The organism is Pedobacter sp. AK013, from assembly GCF_014205835.1.
GTDB lineage: Bacteria > Bacteroidota > Bacteroidia > Sphingobacteriales > Sphingobacteriaceae > Pedobacter.
Genome location: NZ_JACHCQ010000016.1, coordinates 1 through 19,618, shown reverse-complemented (window position 1 = coordinate 19,618; position 19,618 = coordinate 1). Strand labels below are relative to the sequence as shown.

The 19,618-nt window shown below is 40.1% G+C and carries 11 protein-coding genes and 1 pseudogene; 5 read left to right on the top strand and 7 right to left on the bottom strand.

Features of this window, described 5'->3' with window-relative positions:
- Positions 1–387 precede the first annotated feature (387 nt).
- Positions 388–615 carry a hypothetical protein gene (locus HDC90_RS12330; RefSeq protein ID WP_184466772.1) on the bottom strand — a complete coding sequence of 76 codons (228 nt, stop codon included), beginning with the start codon at positions 613–615 and terminating at the stop codon, positions 388–390.
- 511 nt (positions 616–1,126) lie between these two features.
- On the opposite strand from HDC90_RS12330, the gene HDC90_RS12325 reads away from it, so the two are divergent.
- From HDC90_RS12325 to HDC90_RS12305, 5 genes are all read left to right on the top strand, one after another.
- Positions 1,127–1,750: a response regulator transcription factor gene (locus HDC90_RS12325; RefSeq protein WP_184466770.1), complete on the top strand. Its 624-nt coding sequence runs from the start codon at positions 1,127–1,129 to the stop codon at positions 1,748–1,750.
- 243 nt (positions 1,751–1,993) lie between these two features.
- Positions 1,994–3,745, top strand: a complete 1,752-nt coding sequence (locus tag HDC90_RS12320; RefSeq protein WP_184466768.1) for a sensor histidine kinase — start codon at positions 1,994–1,996, stop codon at positions 3,743–3,745.
- 439 nt (positions 3,746–4,184) lie between these two features.
- The gene (locus tag HDC90_RS12315) at positions 4,185–4,940 is read left to right on the top strand and encodes an SDR family oxidoreductase (RefSeq protein ID WP_184466766.1); all 756 of its coding nucleotides are present in this window, start codon (positions 4,185–4,187) and stop codon (positions 4,938–4,940) included.
- Between the two features lie 54 nt (positions 4,941–4,994).
- Positions 4,995–5,351, top strand: a complete 357-nt coding sequence (locus HDC90_RS12310) for a DoxX family protein (protein ID WP_184466764.1) — start codon at positions 4,995–4,997, stop codon at positions 5,349–5,351.
- Positions 5,352–5,732: 381 nt separating this feature from the next.
- The gene (locus HDC90_RS12305) at positions 5,733–6,362 is read left to right on the top strand and encodes a TMEM175 family protein (RefSeq protein ID WP_184466761.1); all 630 of its coding nucleotides are present in this window, start codon (positions 5,733–5,735) and stop codon (positions 6,360–6,362) included.
- A gap of 289 nt (positions 6,363–6,651) precedes the next feature.
- On the opposite strand, the gene HDC90_RS12300 is transcribed toward HDC90_RS12305, so the two are convergent.
- The 6 genes and pseudogenes from HDC90_RS12300 to HDC90_RS12275 all read right to left on the bottom strand — a co-directional run.
- A complete protein-coding gene (locus HDC90_RS12300) occupies positions 6,652–8,613 on the bottom strand; it encodes an OmpA family protein (protein ID WP_184466759.1) in 1,962 nt (653 codons plus the stop codon).
- A gap of 47 nt (positions 8,614–8,660) precedes the next feature.
- Positions 8,661–9,629, bottom strand: coding sequence for a type IX secretion system membrane protein PorP/SprF (locus HDC90_RS12295; protein ID WP_184466757.1), 969 nt, complete (start codon positions 9,627–9,629; stop codon positions 8,661–8,663).
- Positions 9,630–9,692: 63 nt separating this feature from the next.
- Positions 9,693–10,988: a gliding motility-associated C-terminal domain-containing protein gene (locus HDC90_RS12290; protein WP_184466755.1), complete on the bottom strand. Its 1,296-nt coding sequence runs from the start codon at positions 10,986–10,988 to the stop codon at positions 9,693–9,695.
- Positions 10,989–11,027: 39 nt separating this feature from the next.
- Positions 11,028–11,540 (bottom strand): hypothetical protein, encoded by a 513-nt coding sequence (locus HDC90_RS12285; protein WP_184466753.1) that lies wholly within the window; start codon positions 11,538–11,540, stop codon positions 11,028–11,030.
- An 18-nt stretch (positions 11,541–11,558) separates the two neighbouring features.
- Positions 11,559–17,666 (bottom strand): hypothetical protein, encoded by a 6,108-nt coding sequence (locus HDC90_RS12280; RefSeq protein ID WP_184466751.1) that lies wholly within the window; start codon positions 17,664–17,666, stop codon positions 11,559–11,561.
- 65 nt (positions 17,667–17,731) lie between these two features.
- A pseudogene (locus tag HDC90_RS12275) lies at positions 17,732–19,618 on the bottom strand (hypothetical protein); the annotation flags it as partial.

Below are 19,618 nucleotides of genomic sequence, written 5' to 3'. Positions count from 1 at the left end.
ATCAGGATCAAAGCTTATGATACATTAGGCTGCATGACCAATGAAAACGGCCAATCTGGGCCTCACTTGTCAATGATCCCGACCGTATTATCGTAGATGATGAACTACATTTAGTTCACCTCAAATTCTCTACAAAAAAGTTCGTAATTGCAGTAAAAAGCCCCTGCATTAAAGTATTAGAATTGATGCTATGATACCACTGGTAATTAATGCATTGGTATCTTATGCTGGGCAAATATTTCGCGGAGCCTCTAGGAAACCAGTTTGAGATGGTTTGGATCGGTCCACTCAGGTAATCATCGCCCCTAAGAATAATGATTATTAAAACACTAAAAAATGCCTAGATCTATAAAGCTTTTCCGGGTATGTATTGCTATTGGGAATTACTTATAAAATGGCAGTTTCTTTGCTGAGCTCCGAAAGATGGGTACGGATTTCCTGATCGCCAATAGTGTCCAGCAATTCAGTTATCCCATAGTAATTTATAATTTGGTCTATGTTTACATGAATGAGTATATCAGAAGGCTCTATTCCAGAAATCTCTACATTTAACCGGTTTGGTTGAACAGCAGGACCGATCTGGGCATTATCTGCATTTTTAATAATTAGTCTCATCGTGATTATTTTTTTATATCCTTATTAAGTCAGCTGGTATTCGAGGTGTAATTGGACCACAACAAAATGTCGCTCCAGTTTTATTTGATTTCCCATTAAGCCCCTCAAATATTGTTTGCAAGCTAAACTACAGGATATTAAAATAAGTTGGTGCAGCAGAGATAACAAAAGGCAATAATATGCATCTTTTTTTTAGTCAAATAGCAATAATTTGCTATTTTCACAAAAGAATTATAATCACACTTTTGGCCAGTTTATTTACCTTCAGCATGTGAAAAATCAATCAGCAGAGGAATATCAACCACATCAGAACCAAACATATGGAGCCCAAAAACAAGCTTCTTGTTAACTTTAGTCAAATCTATGTTAAACATACCTATTCTATAAGTAGTATATACAGTGGAATAACCCATGAGGTTGATTTATCGTTTAACGCCGCTGAAATTATGCTAACAGGCCACATATCAAATTCTGCTTTTTTGCTTTTATCTTAATTATTAATTGAATATATATGAACAAAAAAGAGGCAATAGCAATTGTTTTTGACGACCATCTTTTATTTGCCGATTCATTTTCAGCATTGGTAGAACGACTTGAGCTTTTTCGCGCGGTTCATACATTAAATGAGGAGAGCGAGCTAAGCCAGTTCCTGATTAAAAACCCTAAGGCGCCTATCTACCTATTCTTAGATCATTATTTAGAAAATAAAAACAGTCTCCCGTTGATCAATGAGGCAAGACGCCTGAATAAAAATGTGATCATTATTATCGTGAGTTCGGTGGCGAGTCCGGTGGCGATTGCTAATATAATGAGTTATAAACCGCATGGATTTGTAAGCAAATCATCAGGTTTTGACACCATATTGGAGTGCCTGAGCACGATAGATGATGGCAAGCAGTACATTAGCCCGGAGATCGAAAAAATAAATTCTGTTTCGGCCAACATCCCTTTTTCAGCAAGAGAGCTTGAAATTTTACAGTATTTTGCTGAAGGATTATCTATCGCCCAAACGGCCGAACGCAGCTATTTAAGCAAACATACCATTGTGGCCCATCGACGGAAAATGATGGCAAAAGCAAATGTAAATTCTATTACCGAACTATTGTCCTATGCACGCACGCAGGAATTGATCTAACATCAAAAAAAAGATATATTAAAAACAGATTTTGCTTTTTTCAAGCAATTACAATCCATAACCATGCCTTCTTTCTTGTAATCAGCCCAAGAAAAAATGGCACGATAAAACCAACAGCTCAGGCAAAAAAATGATAAACCTACAAAGACCATCCATACTGACATTCGTTTTCACGCCCATCATACGGTACCTAAAATCTACACCTTGCTTATTTCTTATCTTATTGTTCTGCCTTGTAATAACATGGCTAAAAGCCAAACTCGGCCTATTGAGCGGGAATTACAAGGGCTACGTTTCCGTAAAGGCATCAGCCTTGTTAACAGATTAAACCAGTTGGGAACATTTTACCGTAGCAGAAATATAGACAGCTGTTTTTATTATGGCGTAAAGGCCAAACGACTTGCCACAGATTTACGCTACCAGAAAGGGCAAACTGATGCAGACCTGTTGATTGCTTATGTATTTTTCAAAAGAAGGTTATATGCAGAATCACTTGAAATTTTAGGTAAAATATTACCCGATTACCAAGAAGCCAATGATACCGAAAAGATCATTCGGGTGTATTTAGATATGGTTGAAGTCCTGAACAAGGGTATTTCTGACAGACCAAAAATTAAATCGCTTTTGCAAAAGGCCATCCAAACCGGCAAAAAGTTAGAGAAGGATAGTATTATGGCCGAGGTATACATTAGCTACTGTAACCGAAATCCAAATCTTTCAATAGATAGCATCAATAGCTACCTGAACAAATCCAGGGAAATTGCAAGTCGATATAAAGATAATGCTATGCTAATTTTCATTCGGCTTTGGGAAGGACGTTTACTAGTTTTAAACAAAAAAATCTCAGAAGCTTTACCGCTCGCAAAGCAATTATTATTAGATTCAAGGCGTATTCACAACCCAGATTTAGAGATTAATTCGCTCTTCTTAATGACAGGATGTTACGAAGAAAAGCCTAAAATAGCGCTTGACTATTTATATCAGGCTTATCAGGTGGCACAAAAAAATGGAAACAGCTCGATAGAACTTTACATTTTACACAACGCATTAGAAACGGCAAATCAATTAGGGGATAAAGACGAAATCATCAAAGTTTATTCTGAGCTGGATAAGTCGTTAACTTCAGAATGGGAAAACTCTAGAAAATTCATGGGTGACTATGTACGGTATAATGCAATAGAGGACGACAACAAATTATTAAGTGCCAAAAACGCGCGACGCGCTTTGTGGTTGCTGATCGTTTCATCTTCCGCAGTCGTAATTGTTCTTATCATTTATTTAATTATGCTCCGCAAGAGCAAGAAATCGAAAGCGCAGATAGATGCACTTAACAACGCAGCCAATATGCAAATTATCGCTATGGAGGAAGCTAAACACCAGGCCATTAGGGAAGAGCAACAACGGCTTGGGCAAGATCTCCATGATGGTCTTGCCTCATCCATTGCTGCTATCAAGCACCAATTAGAGATATTATTGATGGATACCCATGATATTACTTTAAAAAACAAGTTGGGTATACTATTGAGGGAAACAGAAAATGCCTACAAAGCAGCCCGAAACAAAAGCCACGAATGGTTCAGTTCCAAAAACCACCAACAGGAACAACTTTTTGAAGAACAAATTAAACTACTTACCGATAATTTCTTGCCCGAAAGCCGCTACAATAAAGATATCCATATTGACGATAGTGCACTAACAAGTGTTGACGTGGATACACGGATTGCATTACTCCGTATTATTCAAGAAGCAATCACCAATATTATCAAACATGCTAGGGCTAGCCATGTAGGTATCTTAGTTTATGAGGAAGAAGGTAATCTTGTTTTAACGATCAATGATGACGGGATTGGGTTAAATGAAAAAAAATCGAGCAGTAAAAAATCAACTCTAGGCCTGCAATCCATCCGTCGACGGGTTCAATCCTTAAATGGTGAAACTAACATACATTCTAATTCGAAAGGCACAGAAATAACCGTGTCTATCCCATTAGTATAATGGTAATGCATTAATGAACCTATTTCCAGCTGATACTTCAACTTTAGCCATGGTAAAATTGAAGTATCAGCCACTGTTGCAATTCACTTAACCAAAGATCAATAGGATAATAAACAAATGCAATATGAACATCAGTATACCTAAACTGATTAGTTTATAAATAAGTTCAAATCTAATATTCTAATTGCCGTGTGCTACAAAAGCCACATAAGGGTCACTTAGAATTAATGCCCAGCGCGGGTTTTAAATAAAGGAATTACGCAGGAGATATTTGTTAAGCAAAGTATATAACAAAATATTGCCATTTCTTTTAATATATCAGCATGATATTGCTATTATGTTGAACGCCTCATCCCAGTGTTTTAACGTGCTGCGTATATTAATGCATTGAAATATATCAAATTATTAACAAAGCAAAAAGCATTAAAAACGATGGATTATGGCAAGAAATGATTTAAAAGGAAAAGTAATTTTGATTGCCGGGGGTGGTAAAAACCTTGGTGGATTATTAAGCCGCGTCTTTGCCGCAAAAGGCGCAAAGCTGGCAATTCATTACAACAGTAACAGTGCAAAGGCAGAAAGCGAAAAAACATTAGCAGCAGTACAGGAACTGGGTGCCGAAGCCTTCTTATTTCAGGCCGATCTAACCCAGGTTAGCAACATGAGTAGTTTTTTTGATGAAACAATAGCAAGGTTTGGCGGCATTGATATTGCCATCAATACCGTAGGTATGGTCTTGAAAAAACCTTTTACAGAAACAACAGAAGCCGAATATGATACCATGTTTGGTGTAAACTCCAAATCAGCCTACTTTTTCTTGCAGGAAGCTGGTAAAAAAATAAACGATAATGGTAAAATCTGTACGATTGTTACCTCTTTACTGGCGGCATACACAGGTCTCTATTCTACCTATGCAGGTGCAAAAGCACCGGTTGAGCACTTTACAAGAGCGGCCTCTAAAGAATTCGGGGCAAGGGGAATTTCTGTAACAGCTGTTGCTCCCGGACCGATGGACACACCTTTTTTTTACGGACAGGAAAATGAAGATGCAGTAGCTTATCATAAATCTGCCGCTGCCTTGGGTGGATTGACAGATATTAAAGATATCGCACCGTTGGTAGAATTTTTAGTAACTGATGGATGGTGGATCACCGGGCAAACCATCTTCGCCAATGGTGGCTACACCACAAGATAATAATTTCAGAAGGTCAGTACATACTGGCCTTCTTTTCTTTTAAATTAAAAGATTATGATAGCGAAAATTTTTAATTCGATACTTATGCTCATCGCCGTTTTTATGGGACTGAAACAAGGCTGGGCAATGTTTATAGGTAAACCAGAAATGGTAGAAATGTTTAATAAATGGAATTTCGGTAAAACAGGGTTAACGATAAATGGCGCAATCACGATAACTAGCACGTTATTGATACTCTTCCCCAGAACATTTGTTTGGGGCAATTTTTTAATGGCAGCCGGAATTTTGCTCATTATTTGTCTGCATCTATTAGATAAAGACCTGAAAGGCACGCTTATAGAATTGCCTTTTCTATTGCTCAACCTGGTTATCATTTATTTGCAGCACCCGCTTGCAAAGCTCAATTTATAGTAACTATAACAACAGCCAAATGATATCAAAAGACATCACTAACGAGATTATAAAAAAGGGCCATCGGTGCCTAACAAATTGGCGACAAGGGAACTTGGCCTGCCTTGTTTACGGATAATGCCGAAATGCCCGATGATGGCAATGCCATAAGCTTTAAGAAGTTTTCAAATGAGGCCATAAGACATGAAAGATTTACCAGTATTGACAAAATTGAAAATGATAGTAAGGACATCCATGGACACTTTCACAGCGATCAATAGGGCGATTTTAAAACATTTTTTAAGTTCCACCTCAATGCTGATGGTAAAATTTCCCAATTGGACATAGGACAAGCCTAATACCTGATGATTTTTTATAGGTATAAACCAATAAACAATAAAGATGAATTACAATAAGATAGCCGGACAGAATATCCAAAGAATAGATGCCATTAGTGATGGTGTTTTTGCTGTTGCAATGACTTTACTCGTTCTTGATATTAAAGTGCCGATAGCTGATGCAATTCGAACAGAAGCAGAACTTGCAGAAGCGTTTTTTGCATTAATGCCCAAATTCCTGGTATATTTTTTAAGCTTTATGACGGTTGGCATTTTTTGGACGGGGCAATCGACACAGTCCAAATATATTGAAAGAAGCAATAGGAAACTAAACTGGATCACGTTGCTTTTTTTACTTTTTGTTTCCTTGCTTCCTTTTTCAACAGCGTTTTTAAGTGAACATATTACTTTCAAGTTTGCGGTAGGGATTTACTGGTTAAATATCCTTTTGCTGGGCGTTACGCTTTACATCAACTGGAGGTATGCATATAAGAACAACTTTGTGACCATCGCCGATGACCAGAAAGAGTCTGTTGATTCTGCCATTTCAAAAAGAATTATCATCGCACAGACACTATATGCAGCTGGAGCAATGTTCTGTTTTATAAGCCCGTATTTAAGCATTGGTATTATTATCGCAATACAAATTAATTATGCTTTTGGAATAATATCAAACAGAAAAGAGAAAAAATAGATCTTATCCCACAATAAACCTATTATTAAATTGCCCGCAAAACTACGCTCTTTCTCAACCAATCTATCTTGCTTATCTCATGTTCAAACACGCCAGGTGTGCGTTCAGACTATCTTTTCTTATTGTTGCAAACAGAAAGATCTACGCAGCTTGGTGCATTTTTTTTGCTGTGTAATTCGTATTCATCCCCAAAATTTAACTTTGTAATTTTTAACAAGGCCATGCAAGCAAAATAAAAAACATCCCCTTTTTTTACGAATATGCCGTGCATGGCCAGTGTATTTTTAGCTTATTTTTTGGTTATTTTAAACTCCGTTCTTCTGTTCAGTTGATGATCAGCTTCTGCGCATTTAATGCCGTTGGCGCATTTATTTAACAACATCGTCTCCCCATAACCTTTGGCTGTAATTCTGTTTTTATTAATTCCCCTATCAATAATATACTGAACAGCAGAATTAGCCCTGCTTTGAGATAACCACTGGTTATATTGATCGTTCCCCCTGCTATCCGTGTGCGAACCTAACTCAATCCAGATCGTTGGATTATCCTTTAATATTTTCACCAACTTATCAAGCGCTACCGCTGCATCAGGCCTAATGTTCGATTGATCAAAGTCATAGTAAATATTCTCAAGCTTAATGGCTTTATCCAGCTCAATTTTTTCTAAATAAAGATCTTTCTTAATTTCGGTCGAAGCCGTTAAATTATTGGTGGTAACTGTGGTTAAATCTGATCTGTAGTTAGTTTTCTCGCCAGTTAAACTATAATCTGATTCTTTATCCAGGTTAAACTTAAACTTACCGGTTTCATCAGTTTGTACCTTTAAGGTTTGTCCATTAACTTTCAATAAACTCACAATCGCATTTACCAAGGGTAAATTACTTTTTTTATCAAACACAGTTCCGCTCAATTTAAAGGCTAAAATCTGCTGCTCGGTAAAACTGTAAATATCATCATCACCTAAGCCATCCGTCCTGTTCGAACTTAAATAACCTGTTAAAGGAGATGTTTTCAGGTAAGCAAAATCATCTTGCGGCGAATTTGTTGGGTAACCCAAATTAACGGGTGGGGCAATTTTTCCTCCAATCAGGTGTGTTTTAAAAATATCCAGCCCTCCCATACCAATACGGCCATCAGTACTAAAGTAAAAGTTATTTTCACTATCAAAAACAGGGGTGCGCTCATTGCCTTCTGTATTAATTTCTTTCAGGTTTACGGGCAAACCCCAATCTCCCGTATCAGTGCGCTCACTTACATAAATATCCGTTCCGCCAGTGCCGTTTGGCATGTTAGAAACAAAATATAAGCGATTTCCATCTGCAGTAATAAATGGATCACCAACCGAATATTCGTTTACGCTATTATACTTGAAAGGTACAGGAGTTGCCCACTTTCCATCAGCATCTTTTTTACTAGTGTAAATTTCGATATTTACTGTGGCAAGCTTCCCATTTTCATAAACCGGCTTCTTAGGGATTCTGGTTAAGGTAAAGAAAACTTCGTTACCATCTTTATTAAAACTGGCAGGCCCAACATGATAATCGGTATTGGCATTTATATCAAAATTAAAGATACTATCCTGATTTTGATCTTTCCTATAAAGCCTTAAATAATGATTTCCCGTCCAACCGTAAATTACCCGATCTGGTTTTTTGGCACCATCAAACTTTAAAAATGGGCTGCTGCCCGATGTTTGATCTTCAGTTTTATTTCCTCTATCCGATGAGAAAACAATGCTGTTTCCATATACAGTAGCGCCCCAGTCAGACTGAGAAGTGTTTAATTTTTTCTCATTGGTAATGGTAACCGCAGTAGGATTTTTCATCCATAACCTGGCCGAATCGCAGCTTAATATCCATAAACTTTGTTGTTTAGCAGCAACAGACTTATCCAGTTGTGCGTATTTCTGATACTGCTCTTTAGCTTCTGCATATTTAGCGTTCTGCTGCAGGGCTTTTGCATATTGCAAAATATTATTAGGGCTGGTATTTGGCATACCAGCTGCTATAGCATACCAACTCTCTGTCTGTTTATAATTGTTCTGATAGCCATAAGCCCGTGCCAATCGCTCAGCAGCATGTAAAGTTTGCTTTTTTTGATAGGCCTGTTCATATAAATCAATTGCTTTATTAAAATTATAAAGTTCAAATTGTTTATCAGCCTCCAACAGTACATATTGAGCGTGTATTTTAGCTTGGCTTGCAAAAACCAGGGTAGCAATAAGGAAAAGACTGTGTATATTTTTTTTCATTTTTTTTCTTTTATGCTCAGGCAATTAAACTAATGAAGCTAAGTCCATTAAAAATATCTTGGTGTAAACATTCTGGTATTTTTTCGGTTAAACAGGTAGCTAATACTAATCTCATGTGTACCACCACTGTAACCCTGAAGCGGGCCGATAGAAAAATCGTAAGCATATCCAATCCTTAAGTTATCTGTTGGCAAGAATTGCACAGCCGCAACGGCCGAGTTCAGCTGGGTTAAATCGTTCTGTAAATAATTTTTGCTATAGAGTTTCACGCCAGTACGATACGAAGCGCCTACCCAGAATTTATTTGCCAGGATAACAAAAGTATTCAGGTCTAAACTGGTTGGGCCACCACGATCGTCTTTTAACAAAACGGAGGGTTTTAATTGTACATCCTGGTTAATTGGCACCAAAATTCCTGCTGTTAAATAATAATGCGGTTTAGGTTGCGCAATAAATGCGTAGCGGTCAATATCAATATATTGAGATACCAGATTATCTGCGGAAAAACCCGCATAAAAGCGATCGTTCGCAAAGTAAACACCAACTCTGGCATCAGGTACAATGGTACTCTGAACACCAGCAGGTTGATAAACTTCAGGATTATTAGGGTTCAGTACCGAACCGTCTATACCTAATTGCACAGCGCCAACGCCCAAACCAAAAGCCAACCTTGCCGAACCATCATTATTCATACGTATTCGATAGGCATAATTTCCGTAAATAGCCTCATTACGCTGCGCCCCTAACCGGTCGCTTGATAGCTGTAAGGCCAATCCAACATTTCCGTCATTTGCAATCGCATCAACTGCAAGCGACATGGTTTTAGGCGCCCCGTTAATACCCGTCCACTGGTTGCGGTAAAATGCATGAACGTTTAGCTGTTCTTTATAACCAGCATAAGCAGGATTAATATAGATCCCATTAAACATATACTGGCTAAATTGTGCATCCTGTTGCGCATTTGCGAATATTGAGCACAAAAGCAGCATCCCTAATATCTGTAGTATTTTTTTCATCTTTCAAATTATCTTCTATCATGGCTATTAACCATAGTGGCCATGAGGTTTAGTGAACATCTTTTAGCGCTTAAATGCCCTGATTAAAGTGATGAAACCTTTAAATACCTGCCACTCCCCATTAGTACTTTCTTTTACCCTAAGTACATAATAGTAGGTCCCTTCGTTTAACCCTTCGCCTACCCAATCGTTGCGATAGTTATTTGCCTTATATACCTGGTTACCCCAACGATTAACAATTACAAGATCGTTCTCGGTAAATAACTCCAACCCTTTTATCTCAAAAGTATCGTTGTTAGCGTCGCCATTGGGTGTAAAAAGATTTGGAATAAATAATGATGCCCCTGAAACGGCAAGTTTGGTATAAAAACCTCCATTTGCTGCCATATCTGTAGAAAGCAGAATGTTATCTCGGGTATGTACACCAGCAGACGGATTGGTTCCTTTTAAAATATCCCATCTATCTGCACTTACATATCTGGCAATCGCAGCGTTTTCATCTTTAAAAAGATTTCCATTGGTAAAGCTGTTATGTTGCAAAATCATCGATACCGTGGCGGATGGTGTGCCATAAATATGCCATACCCTATCCATTCCCAACGCCGCATTTTTAACTGCTTTACCTGCGCTTGCAAAATCTTGCACACTTACATATAGTTTATTGGCGCTTCGAGGCGTTAAAGTTGCAGGCGTATAATCGCCTTCCACAATACCTACAGGAAAAACAAATGAATCAGCCCCGGCATATTCTTTAATCATGTGCCCCACAATACTGTTTCCGGTTACCACCATGCGGTCTTTGCTATAATTAGCTATTTTTCCACCGCTGTTAAATGCCAGGTTTTGTCCGTTCAGAATAATATCGGCACCATTCACCGCCATATCTATTGTACCGCCAATATTTAATGCAGCAGATAATGCACCGCTTGGGTTACTTGTTCCAAAACCAGGGTCAGTTACATCATTTAACAAAATATTACTTGCATTACGGTGTTCGACGATCAGATTGATGAAGCCTGAGTTATTTCCATCAATATTGCTCGGGCCAGCAGCCATTGAAGTATAAAATGGATTATTCCCAGGATTATAAATCACAATCTTACCAGACCCGCTAAAGGTTGCACCAGGCGCTATCCAAATATTTTTACTGTATATCTCTAAGGTTCCATCAATTTGCCAGCTGGCGTTTGGCCCGAAATAAGTACCCTCGCTAAAGCGCTGCTCAATGGTACCGGCTGATATGGTAACGGTTGAATTATCTACAGTCATACTTCCGGAGCCTGTTTGGGCAAAACCGGTTTGAACCGTGCAAAGCAATGTGATACATAGTGACCCGAGAAGCGTTAAATATTTCTTCATAATTTTCTCCTGATTAAAAAAGATCAATTGGTTTGCACTTTACTTCCAATAACTCCAAACGGTACCATTAAATACGGCAAGTGCCTTCCGATCAGAATCATAGCAAATCATCCCCGGATAGGGACTTTTTACATTTAAATGCGGACTGGATACTTTAGGAAGCACCAAAGCTTTATCTGAAGCTTCTAGCACCAGTACGCCATCTACAGTAGTAGCTCTTGCACCCATTACGGTTTGCTTACCGTTATCAACGGTACCACTATATGGCGCAATAGGCACTGGCCCCGCAATATCCCCCACATCAGAAAGGTTTACCCAGGCTCCATTTTGATACATTTTTACTATTTTGGTCGTCTTATCAAATAAAAATGTACCATTGGCTGGTGTAGCTGGCAAGGCCTCTACCGCAGGCAGGATAATGCCTTTGGTAGTACCAGCTGGAAAGTCTAAAACTGAAGAGCCGTCTGCCGTTTTTTTATTAACAGCTGTTTGGGCACTTAAACTTCCAAAAACACCCAAGCATATTATCATTACAATTGAAAATCTTTTCATCCTTTTCAGATTTATATTTTACAAACAATCTTTAGCCAAACAATTCCAAACTGTACCGTTGTACAGCTTCACGCAGCCTGCTGCAATATCATAGATCAACATGCCTTCTACCGGATTTAGTATGGCTGCTGATGAACTTACTCTAGTGATTACAAAACCTTTATTTTTAGATTCGATAACCACATGCCCGTTAGGCACATTAGCAGGCCAGCCAGTAGCGCCGCCGGTAAAGCCTGCCAGGTCAGAAATTCCCGTGGTACTTGGTAAACCCGCTGCATCAAATAGACCAGGTTGGGTACAGACAGGCGCTAAAAATCCACATAAATCAAGAGGAGATACATAAGTATATTTATTCATATTGGTTGAAGCAACATTAGAACCGTCTCCCATAGATCCACGCACATTCGTACCTATAAAACCAAAGCTCGTAGAGCTGGCTTTAAAGTTGATGACATGATTACCTCCGTCTGCTACAGCGACTACCTTATCATTTAGGCCAAGCTGGTTTGCCCCCGTACCGTTACCCGGCATATAGGTTGGGGCAATTCCATTACCATCACTAACTCCACCTAATTGCTGGTATAGATTGTATCCCCATCCCCATTGTTTTCCATCAGTAGTCAATACATTAACAGATGGGTAATCATTCGTATGCTCAGCCGGTGAGATCCAGGCGATATTGCCACCCAGGGTATTACTGCCTGAAGTAGCTATGATTTCTACCCAATTCCTACGTAGGGTAGTAGTGCCATCCCCCAATTGTCTCTGCGCATTATAACCCATAGCATAGAGCTTGCCGTTGGTCGCCAAAAGATAATAAGAACTTTCTCCTTCATTAACGCCTTCGGTCATCCCTATCATTTTTGGAGTTATTCCCGCAGGAACACTGATTTCTGTAGCGTAATCAGATACTGCAGCAGCAGTATTATCATTATGAAAAGTATTATAGCCCCAGGTATAAAGCTTGCCATCAGAAGTTAAAGCGAACTTAGTATTCACGATACCACGTACGGCAACTACATTGTCCAGGCTCTGGGTAGGCGATCTCATCACACGGTGCCATATTCCATTATTAGCCGTACTGACAGGAGCTCCATCACCATAATAACCACCTGAATTAAAATTCCATACTGCACCGCTACAGGTTGTAATGGTTAATGAGGTCTGATTGGCAACCATCATTTTTACATTAGTTGGGCTAATTCCCGGTGGCAGACCATCTGCCTTTCCATTAACCGATTGCTTACCAAATTTGGAGCCAACCGGGTTCCTTAAGCCATAAGGAAGAAGACTACCTCCCCAAGTATAAAGCCCGTCGGTAGTCAATAAAATATGAGCATTAGTACTACCACCGCTTGTTGTTGCTTTTAACGGAGTACCAGTATAGTTGAACCCTGAGCCTTGGCCAGGAAGTGATGTAGCAGGGTCAATTTTAGTTGGTGTAAGCAGGTCTAATGTAATGCTATTAATATCTACATTAGGTGATGTGCTCGGTCCCCAAATATAAAACGAACCATCTTTCTGTTTTACTATAGTAACTATCTCAGATGCAATAATATTATCATACTCTATGGTATTAGGATCTGTTGCATTGAGATAAGTATTAGTATTACAACCTGTTGTACAAGCTACATCATCCAATGCCGCATAGGTAATATACCTGTTGGCGTTTCCGGAGCCAAAGTTATAGCTGTGTACCCATTTTCCGATCGTGGCATCATAGGTTCCGGGAACAGACACTACATTGCTTGTAAATGCTGCATCATCTGCAATGATCATTTTTACCTGATCTCCACTCCAAAAACCTGCCCCATAAGCAGAAAGGTCTGCCGCAAAGTACATCGCACCGCTGGTATTGGTACGCTGTGCCAGCCACACTCTTGGGATACGCATACCGCCTTTAAAGCCGTTTACCGTAATGCTGCTTAACGTAGTTGTCACATCATTGTTATCTCCCAACAGGAAATAGGTTTTGTCATTGGCAAAGCTGGTACGTGAAGCCGTATTGTTCGGGCTTACAAAATCATTACTGGTAGCCACGGTAAGTATTGTGCCTGCGTTTACAGATGTAGATACTTTCTGCTCAAAAAGCCCGATGTCTTCCCTTGCCACACCAAATACGTTATTGTTGTAAACGGCATTGAGTGTTCTGCTCCATACGGTAGCTCCGTCTGCATTGGTATAGTCATACAGGTTATTAGCGCCTGCTGTAGATAACTGTCCTAATGTAATCCCGTACTTAATAGCAAGATAAGAGTCTACCTGTCTGCGCTCAACATTCGATAAGGTACCGCCACCGTAAACAATGGTTTCTCCTATATGCCCGGTGAAACCAGCATTATCACTACCATTACTTGAAAAAACAGTATTTCCAAACATATGCCCTCCGTATTGATAACCTATTGAAGAATAAGCTACGGAAGTTGACATCAATGCTCCATTCAATCCTTTAACAGTGGCAATGTCTGTATTTCTGTAATACATGATACTTGGTATGGTTGTACTGTATGCAGGAGATACACTTGGATAATTAGTACTTCCATTATACACTCTTCTTTCAATTTGTCCTGTTGGCCAAATACCGAAAGCATCCCAGTTTGTAATACCGGTAGTGGTATTATCCATACCTACACTGAATAATCTTGGATTTGTTCCGCCAGACGCCAAACCTTCTTTAGTAAGCGTAAATACATCGTAATTTAAACTCGTCAATGTACGTACTGTATTATTTCCCAGTGTTTGTGTCCCTAGTGTAAAGTTAATTCCAGGATTAAAGTTGAAATAATTGGAGGCTCCCAGTACATATTTTGGCAATACATTAGTTCCTAACTGCGCAACGGTAGTTCCGTTCCATACGTCTGTCCATCCGGTTACGTCTGTTGCTACACCGGTATTTGCTGCATTTTTATCAGCTCTGTACCAGTAAGACAACCCATTTGCAACACCTCCAGGAGCATTTCCGAAACCTGCAAAGGTGAAGAACTGTCCATTTGCTAAAGTAACATTTGCAGTATTGTACACTAGCCCATTTACAATAACTTCCGTAGCCATCGGGGTAAAGGTATCTGTTCCGTCAAAAACAGCATCCGGAGATTGTACCAGGTACAAGTTCTTCACTCCTTTAGGCCAGGCAACTGTTACCGTTCCTACATTTCCCGAATTCTGTACTTTCCAGATTGCTTCAAAACGGTAATTGGTTACTCCATTGGAACCGGCGGTATAAGAAAATGGTATTTTTAATCCTTGATAAAGTCCGTTGTCACCTGTCATCAGGAATTGCAGGTCATTGGCGATGCCAGTACTGTTAGCAGCGTTATTATCTGCAAATCCTGTTGTAGAAACCACAAGCTTTTGCCCAGCATTTACACTTCCCGATTGCTTTTGGTGCAATGCAGAAGCGTTATCTCTTGCAATACCGAAAATATTGTTGGTATAGCCGGCATTAATTAGCATGTCCCATACTACACTACTAGTTGAAGTAAGGTAATTTTCTGCTAAAGTAACCCCGTTCTTTACAGCAAGGTAAGCGTTTACCCGTGATTGCTCATTGGCTATTAATGTACGTTTGTACCAGATCACTTCCATAATATCTCCCGGGAAAGCACCGTTTACATCCCAAGCTGCATGACCGACTCTTAAATTACGTCCATATATCTGGAATTTATTGGTTGCGCCAAAACCTGAAAAAGATTGATAAGAACCATTCAATCCTAATCGCTTTTCTCCACCTGCAATACTGGACGTTCCTCCGTTGGCAACAGTATTATCGGCTATCGCAGAGAATATATTTGACTGTCCGATGTTAAAGGTGGTAGTTGAAAAATCTGTTGATGTGGTAGTATTAAAAAATTCATACTGTCTGGGTTTTCCTGCACTAGTAATAGAAACACCAGGTTCAGCAGCATAGGTTGCATCATCATCAATCCCTGTAATACGTCCTCCTGCTCCTGCTGTTGTAGGCCTTACTGCCGAGAAAATAGAGGTATTGGTGTTCGGCAGTTCTCCATTGGTAAGGTTCATTGCCGAAGCGTTATTATAAAAGAATTTAGATGTAGTATATCCCGTTGTATATGGATAGAAGTTGTGTGCCCTATCTGCAGGAGAAAGTATCATTCCGCCTACATTTGGGATATGATCTGCATTGGCAGAATTGTCTTTCCATGCTGTGGCAATAGCTCCAGCATCGTCAGATTTTATCCAGAAATCTGCTCCGGAAACTCCTCCTGCAGCAGCATTTATAACATTTACCGTTAAATCGCTCGTACTTGTGCAGGTACCTGTGGTAACGGTCCATCGGAAGGTATAGGCACCTGCTGTAAGCCCCGTAACCTGGGTATTATATGCGGAGGGGGTTACAATAACCGGATCGGTTGCAGTAGCAGGTTTTGTCAACAGTGTCCACATACCCGTAGATGGGCTTGGATTATTACCTGCTAGAATAGTCTGGTTTGCGCCGAGTAAAAACTGATTACTACCGGCGTTGGCATTTACTATATTTTGCGTAACTGGAATTGTAATACTTTTGGTAAGCGTACCCCCTCCGCAAGAGGAAGGACTTGTGTATTGAACCGTAACATTACCATCTCCTGTAAAAGTTAGCAAGCCTGTATTAGAAACTGTAGCAGGACCACTGGTTACAGTATAGCTACCACCAGCAGGTGAACCGGCAAGCTGCATAGTAGAAACTCCACATGCAGTTGGAGTTGGGCTGGTCAGGTCAACCGGTGTTGCACTACATATTTCTAATGGTGCCGTATTAAAAGTATAGGAGTCTTCTTGAGTGTCCACAGCAGAGCCATTACCCATACTTCCGTTAATTCTGTGTCCTACATAACCAAAGTTTGTACTACATTCTTTTATAAGCATGGTGGTATGACCACCTGTCTGTACCGCAATGATTTTATCTGTTGAAACTATTCCTGCTGGCATTGTCGGGTTGCTGTTAAGACCTCCCCCAGCTCCAATCATGCTTTTCGAATTGTTACCCCAGGCATATAATGAGCCAGAAGTTGTGAGTACATTAATGGCCACAGCTCTTTCATCTGAAGCGCCGGGGCTTATCCATGCAATATTATTCATTACCGGTCCGGATGCAGAAGTATATCTGGGCTGTACCCAAGAGGTTTGGGAGGCCCCGCTCCAGTTTCCCATTAAGTTGGACCCACCTGTGCCGCCCGTTCCCATAGCATATAAATTGCCATCGGTCATCAAAACATAGTATGCAGAAGGTTTAGCCGAAAGAGGCCCGTCAACAACCATCCCTATCATTTTGGGCGTACCGGCAGGAGCTGTCATTTGTGTTGCCATTGTACGAGACGCGATAGCCGTGCCATTCCCTAAGTAAGAATATCCCCAGGTCCAAAGTGTACCGTCTGATTTTAAGGCGATAATAGCATTACCGCTTCCATTTGTTCTGGCAGCTATAACATCAGTAAGAAAAGTGGTAGCTGTTGTTTGTACACGAGACCATACCGTAGAAGATCCTGTACTACCATTACCTCGTGTTGGTGCATCGGCAGCTAAGACCCATACATCACCGCTGCACGTAACAATCACCAAAGTGCGATTTGAACCGGCAGTCATCATTTTAACATCTCCCGGAGATACGTTAGGTGGTAAACCATCTGCTTTTCCGTTGACGGCTATTTTCCCAAAAGTCCCTGTACTTTTTATAGTAGCGTTCAAAACTATTGCCGTTACTCCCCATGCATATAGCCCGTCGGATGTTAAAGCGACAAACTGAGCATTACTGGTCACTGGGGTTGTACTTTGAGATCCGTCTGATGCTCCGGTCACTTTGTAGACTTTGGCACTGCCCAATGCGGGGTAATTGGTCGCATTCAAGTCTTGTGGACTTAACACATTAGATATCCCATCGTTGGCCATACCTTCTCCCCATACCTTGAAGCCTCCTGAAGAGGTTCTTACTATTGAAGAGTGATAAGTAGATACAAAGTTATCATACTCTATGGTAGCAGGGTTGTTGTAGATAAGGGTTTTCAGAAAAGCGTTATCATAGTTGGTATTACTGCATCCCTCACCAGGAGCAAAGCCGCAGAGCTGTGCATAACCTGTCAAATTACCGAGAAAGAGCAACATTAATAAAAAGAGTTTTTGTTTTTTCATAGTCTTCATTTTATGGGCCCCCTTCTTCTTTTGAAGAAAGGAACCTCAAAAGATTTCTTTCCCTCTTATTGCTTATTGATCAATAATTGCTCTAGTTTTTTCAAGCGTTCTTCCAATTCACTGGTTTTATTTTGAAGTGCCCGGATCTCTTTATCTTTTTGGCTCAGCTTATCATTCATCTCAATTACATGCAGGTACAATTCTTCCAGTTTTTCCAATTGTTGCATAGAAAGCTGAGTTAAATCTATACTGTAACCATTTTTACCAATGTTAACCTCGCTAACTGGCGTAACGCCCGGTAAGTGCTTATTCTTTTTAATGAATTCGGCTACTTCTTTTAAAGATCTGAATTTGTAGTCTTTATAGATTTTAGAGAAACCATCAAAATAATCTTCAAATACATAATCCGCATAAACACTATTTGTAGTCCAAATTTTACCAGTAGTTGAGATATCCCCAGCTACGTGCAACAGAGGTTGGATGGTGGCTGCACCCACTGTAAACGAGGGAGCCGTAGTAGCGCCTATCGCAAACTCCCCTGTTGGTGTTACCGTAGCTCTTGTAAGCCCATTAGTAATAAGGTTTAATGGCTTAGCTTGTCCTGTAGTTGTTCCTACATTTAAAGATGTTGCGTTGCCCCGTACAGTTAACTGGGCAGCCAAACCATTATCAACAAATAAATCGACTATACCACCACCACCGTTTAAGGTTAGGTTTGCTCTATTCGTTGTACCAATAATGGACTGGCTTGCATTACCGGCATTATTCGTGTTAAATAAGATACTACCATTGGCAGCATTTGAAAACGTTAAAGTCTTCGAATTCATATTAACCGTTCTGTCACTAGCCAACGTACCATCATTGGTGTAAAGATTATTACTTAGCGCAGCAATTGTAGCGGTTTTTAAAACGCCGTTTGCATCAGCCACCACTAGCTTATCTGTTGCAGTATTTCCTGCCAGGCCATTAATATCTCTAATTCGAACATTCCCTGCTCCTACATCAAATTGTTCTGAAGGAGCATCGAAGGCGGTAGCTATACCCACTAAACCCTCACCTGTAATACGCATTCTTTCGGCTCCCGAAGCATTGCTGCCTGCACTTGTTGAAAATACTATCGGTGCCGGATTTGTTGTCAAGTGGGTAGTTATCAATAGTTGCTGAACTCCCGCCCCGGTTGCTGTTAAATTAACTTCACCACTTGGGAAAGACTGCATATCAAAACGATTATAAGTAGATCCAGAACCCGAACTCACATATATATCTGCATCGTTTGTACCTTGTGCCTCAGAGCCAATACGGCCATTTGGATCAAATCTAATAACTCTTTCCGGTGAAATAAACCTAAGGCTGTTTCCAGCTAAAGTTACCGTTCTGTTACTTGTTAGTGAACCATTTGCATTGTAAATATTAACAAAAGATGATGGAGAAATTGATTTTAATACACCTGTAGTTGGATCTGTCACAACAAGATTATCGCTATTTGAACCAGTTTGTAAGCCTTTAACAGCTAAAGTATTAGTAGCATCTGCTACTATAGCAGTTGCTTTAATTAAGCTGCCACCCAACTGGATATTATCAGTAGTTTTAGTTAAACCATTATCTGCGGTTACAGCAGCTGTAGTTCCTGCAGGCCCCTGAGGACCAGTAGCTCCTGCTGGACCTTTTAATGTTCCACCGTCTAATGCCCACGTACCACCTGTTTTAATATAGGTTAAACCAGTTGACGTATCTACATACGTATCGCCATCAACACCTGTACCTGCTCCAGGAACTGTCGTTCCACTTAGCATCGATTTACCGTTCGTTCCATTGGTTCCGTTTGTACCGTTAGTTCCAGCAACACCTTGAGGTCCGGCAACACCTTGCGGACCAACTGCACCTTGTGGGCCTGCAACACCAGGATCGCCCTGTGGTCCTTTAATATTGCCCGTAGAAACCCAGGTTGTACC

What these genes read in the sequence shown, in the direction of transcription:
- HDC90_RS12330 (WP_184466772.1), bottom strand. Translation starts at nt 615, where the DNA reads ATGAGACTAATTATTAAAAATGCAGATAATGCCCAGATCGGTCCTGCT.
- HDC90_RS12325 (WP_184466770.1), top strand. Translation starts at nt 1,127, where the DNA reads ATGAACAAAAAAGAGGCAATAGCAATTGTTTTTGACGACCATCTTTTA.
- HDC90_RS12320 (WP_184466768.1), top strand. Translation starts at nt 1,994, where the DNA reads ATGGCTAAAAGCCAAACTCGGCCTATTGAGCGGGAATTACAAGGGCTA.
- HDC90_RS12315 (WP_184466766.1), top strand. Translation starts at nt 4,185, where the DNA reads ATGGCAAGAAATGATTTAAAAGGAAAAGTAATTTTGATTGCCGGGGGT.
- HDC90_RS12310 (WP_184466764.1), top strand. Translation starts at nt 4,995, where the DNA reads ATGATAGCGAAAATTTTTAATTCGATACTTATGCTCATCGCCGTTTTT.
- HDC90_RS12305 (WP_184466761.1), top strand. Translation starts at nt 5,733, where the DNA reads ATGAATTACAATAAGATAGCCGGACAGAATATCCAAAGAATAGATGCC.
- HDC90_RS12300 (WP_184466759.1), bottom strand. Translation starts at nt 8,613, where the DNA reads ATGAAAAAAAATATACACAGTCTTTTCCTTATTGCTACCCTGGTTTTT.
- HDC90_RS12295 (WP_184466757.1), bottom strand. Translation starts at nt 9,629, where the DNA reads ATGAAAAAAATACTACAGATATTAGGGATGCTGCTTTTGTGCTCAATA.
- HDC90_RS12290 (WP_184466755.1), bottom strand. Translation starts at nt 10,988, where the DNA reads ATGAAGAAATATTTAACGCTTCTCGGGTCACTATGTATCACATTGCTT.
- HDC90_RS12285 (WP_184466753.1), bottom strand. Translation starts at nt 11,540, where the DNA reads ATGAAAAGATTTTCAATTGTAATGATAATATGCTTGGGTGTTTTTGGA.
- HDC90_RS12280 (WP_184466751.1), bottom strand. Translation starts at nt 17,666, where the DNA reads ATGAAAAAACAAAAACTCTTTTTATTAATGTTGCTCTTTCTCGGTAAT.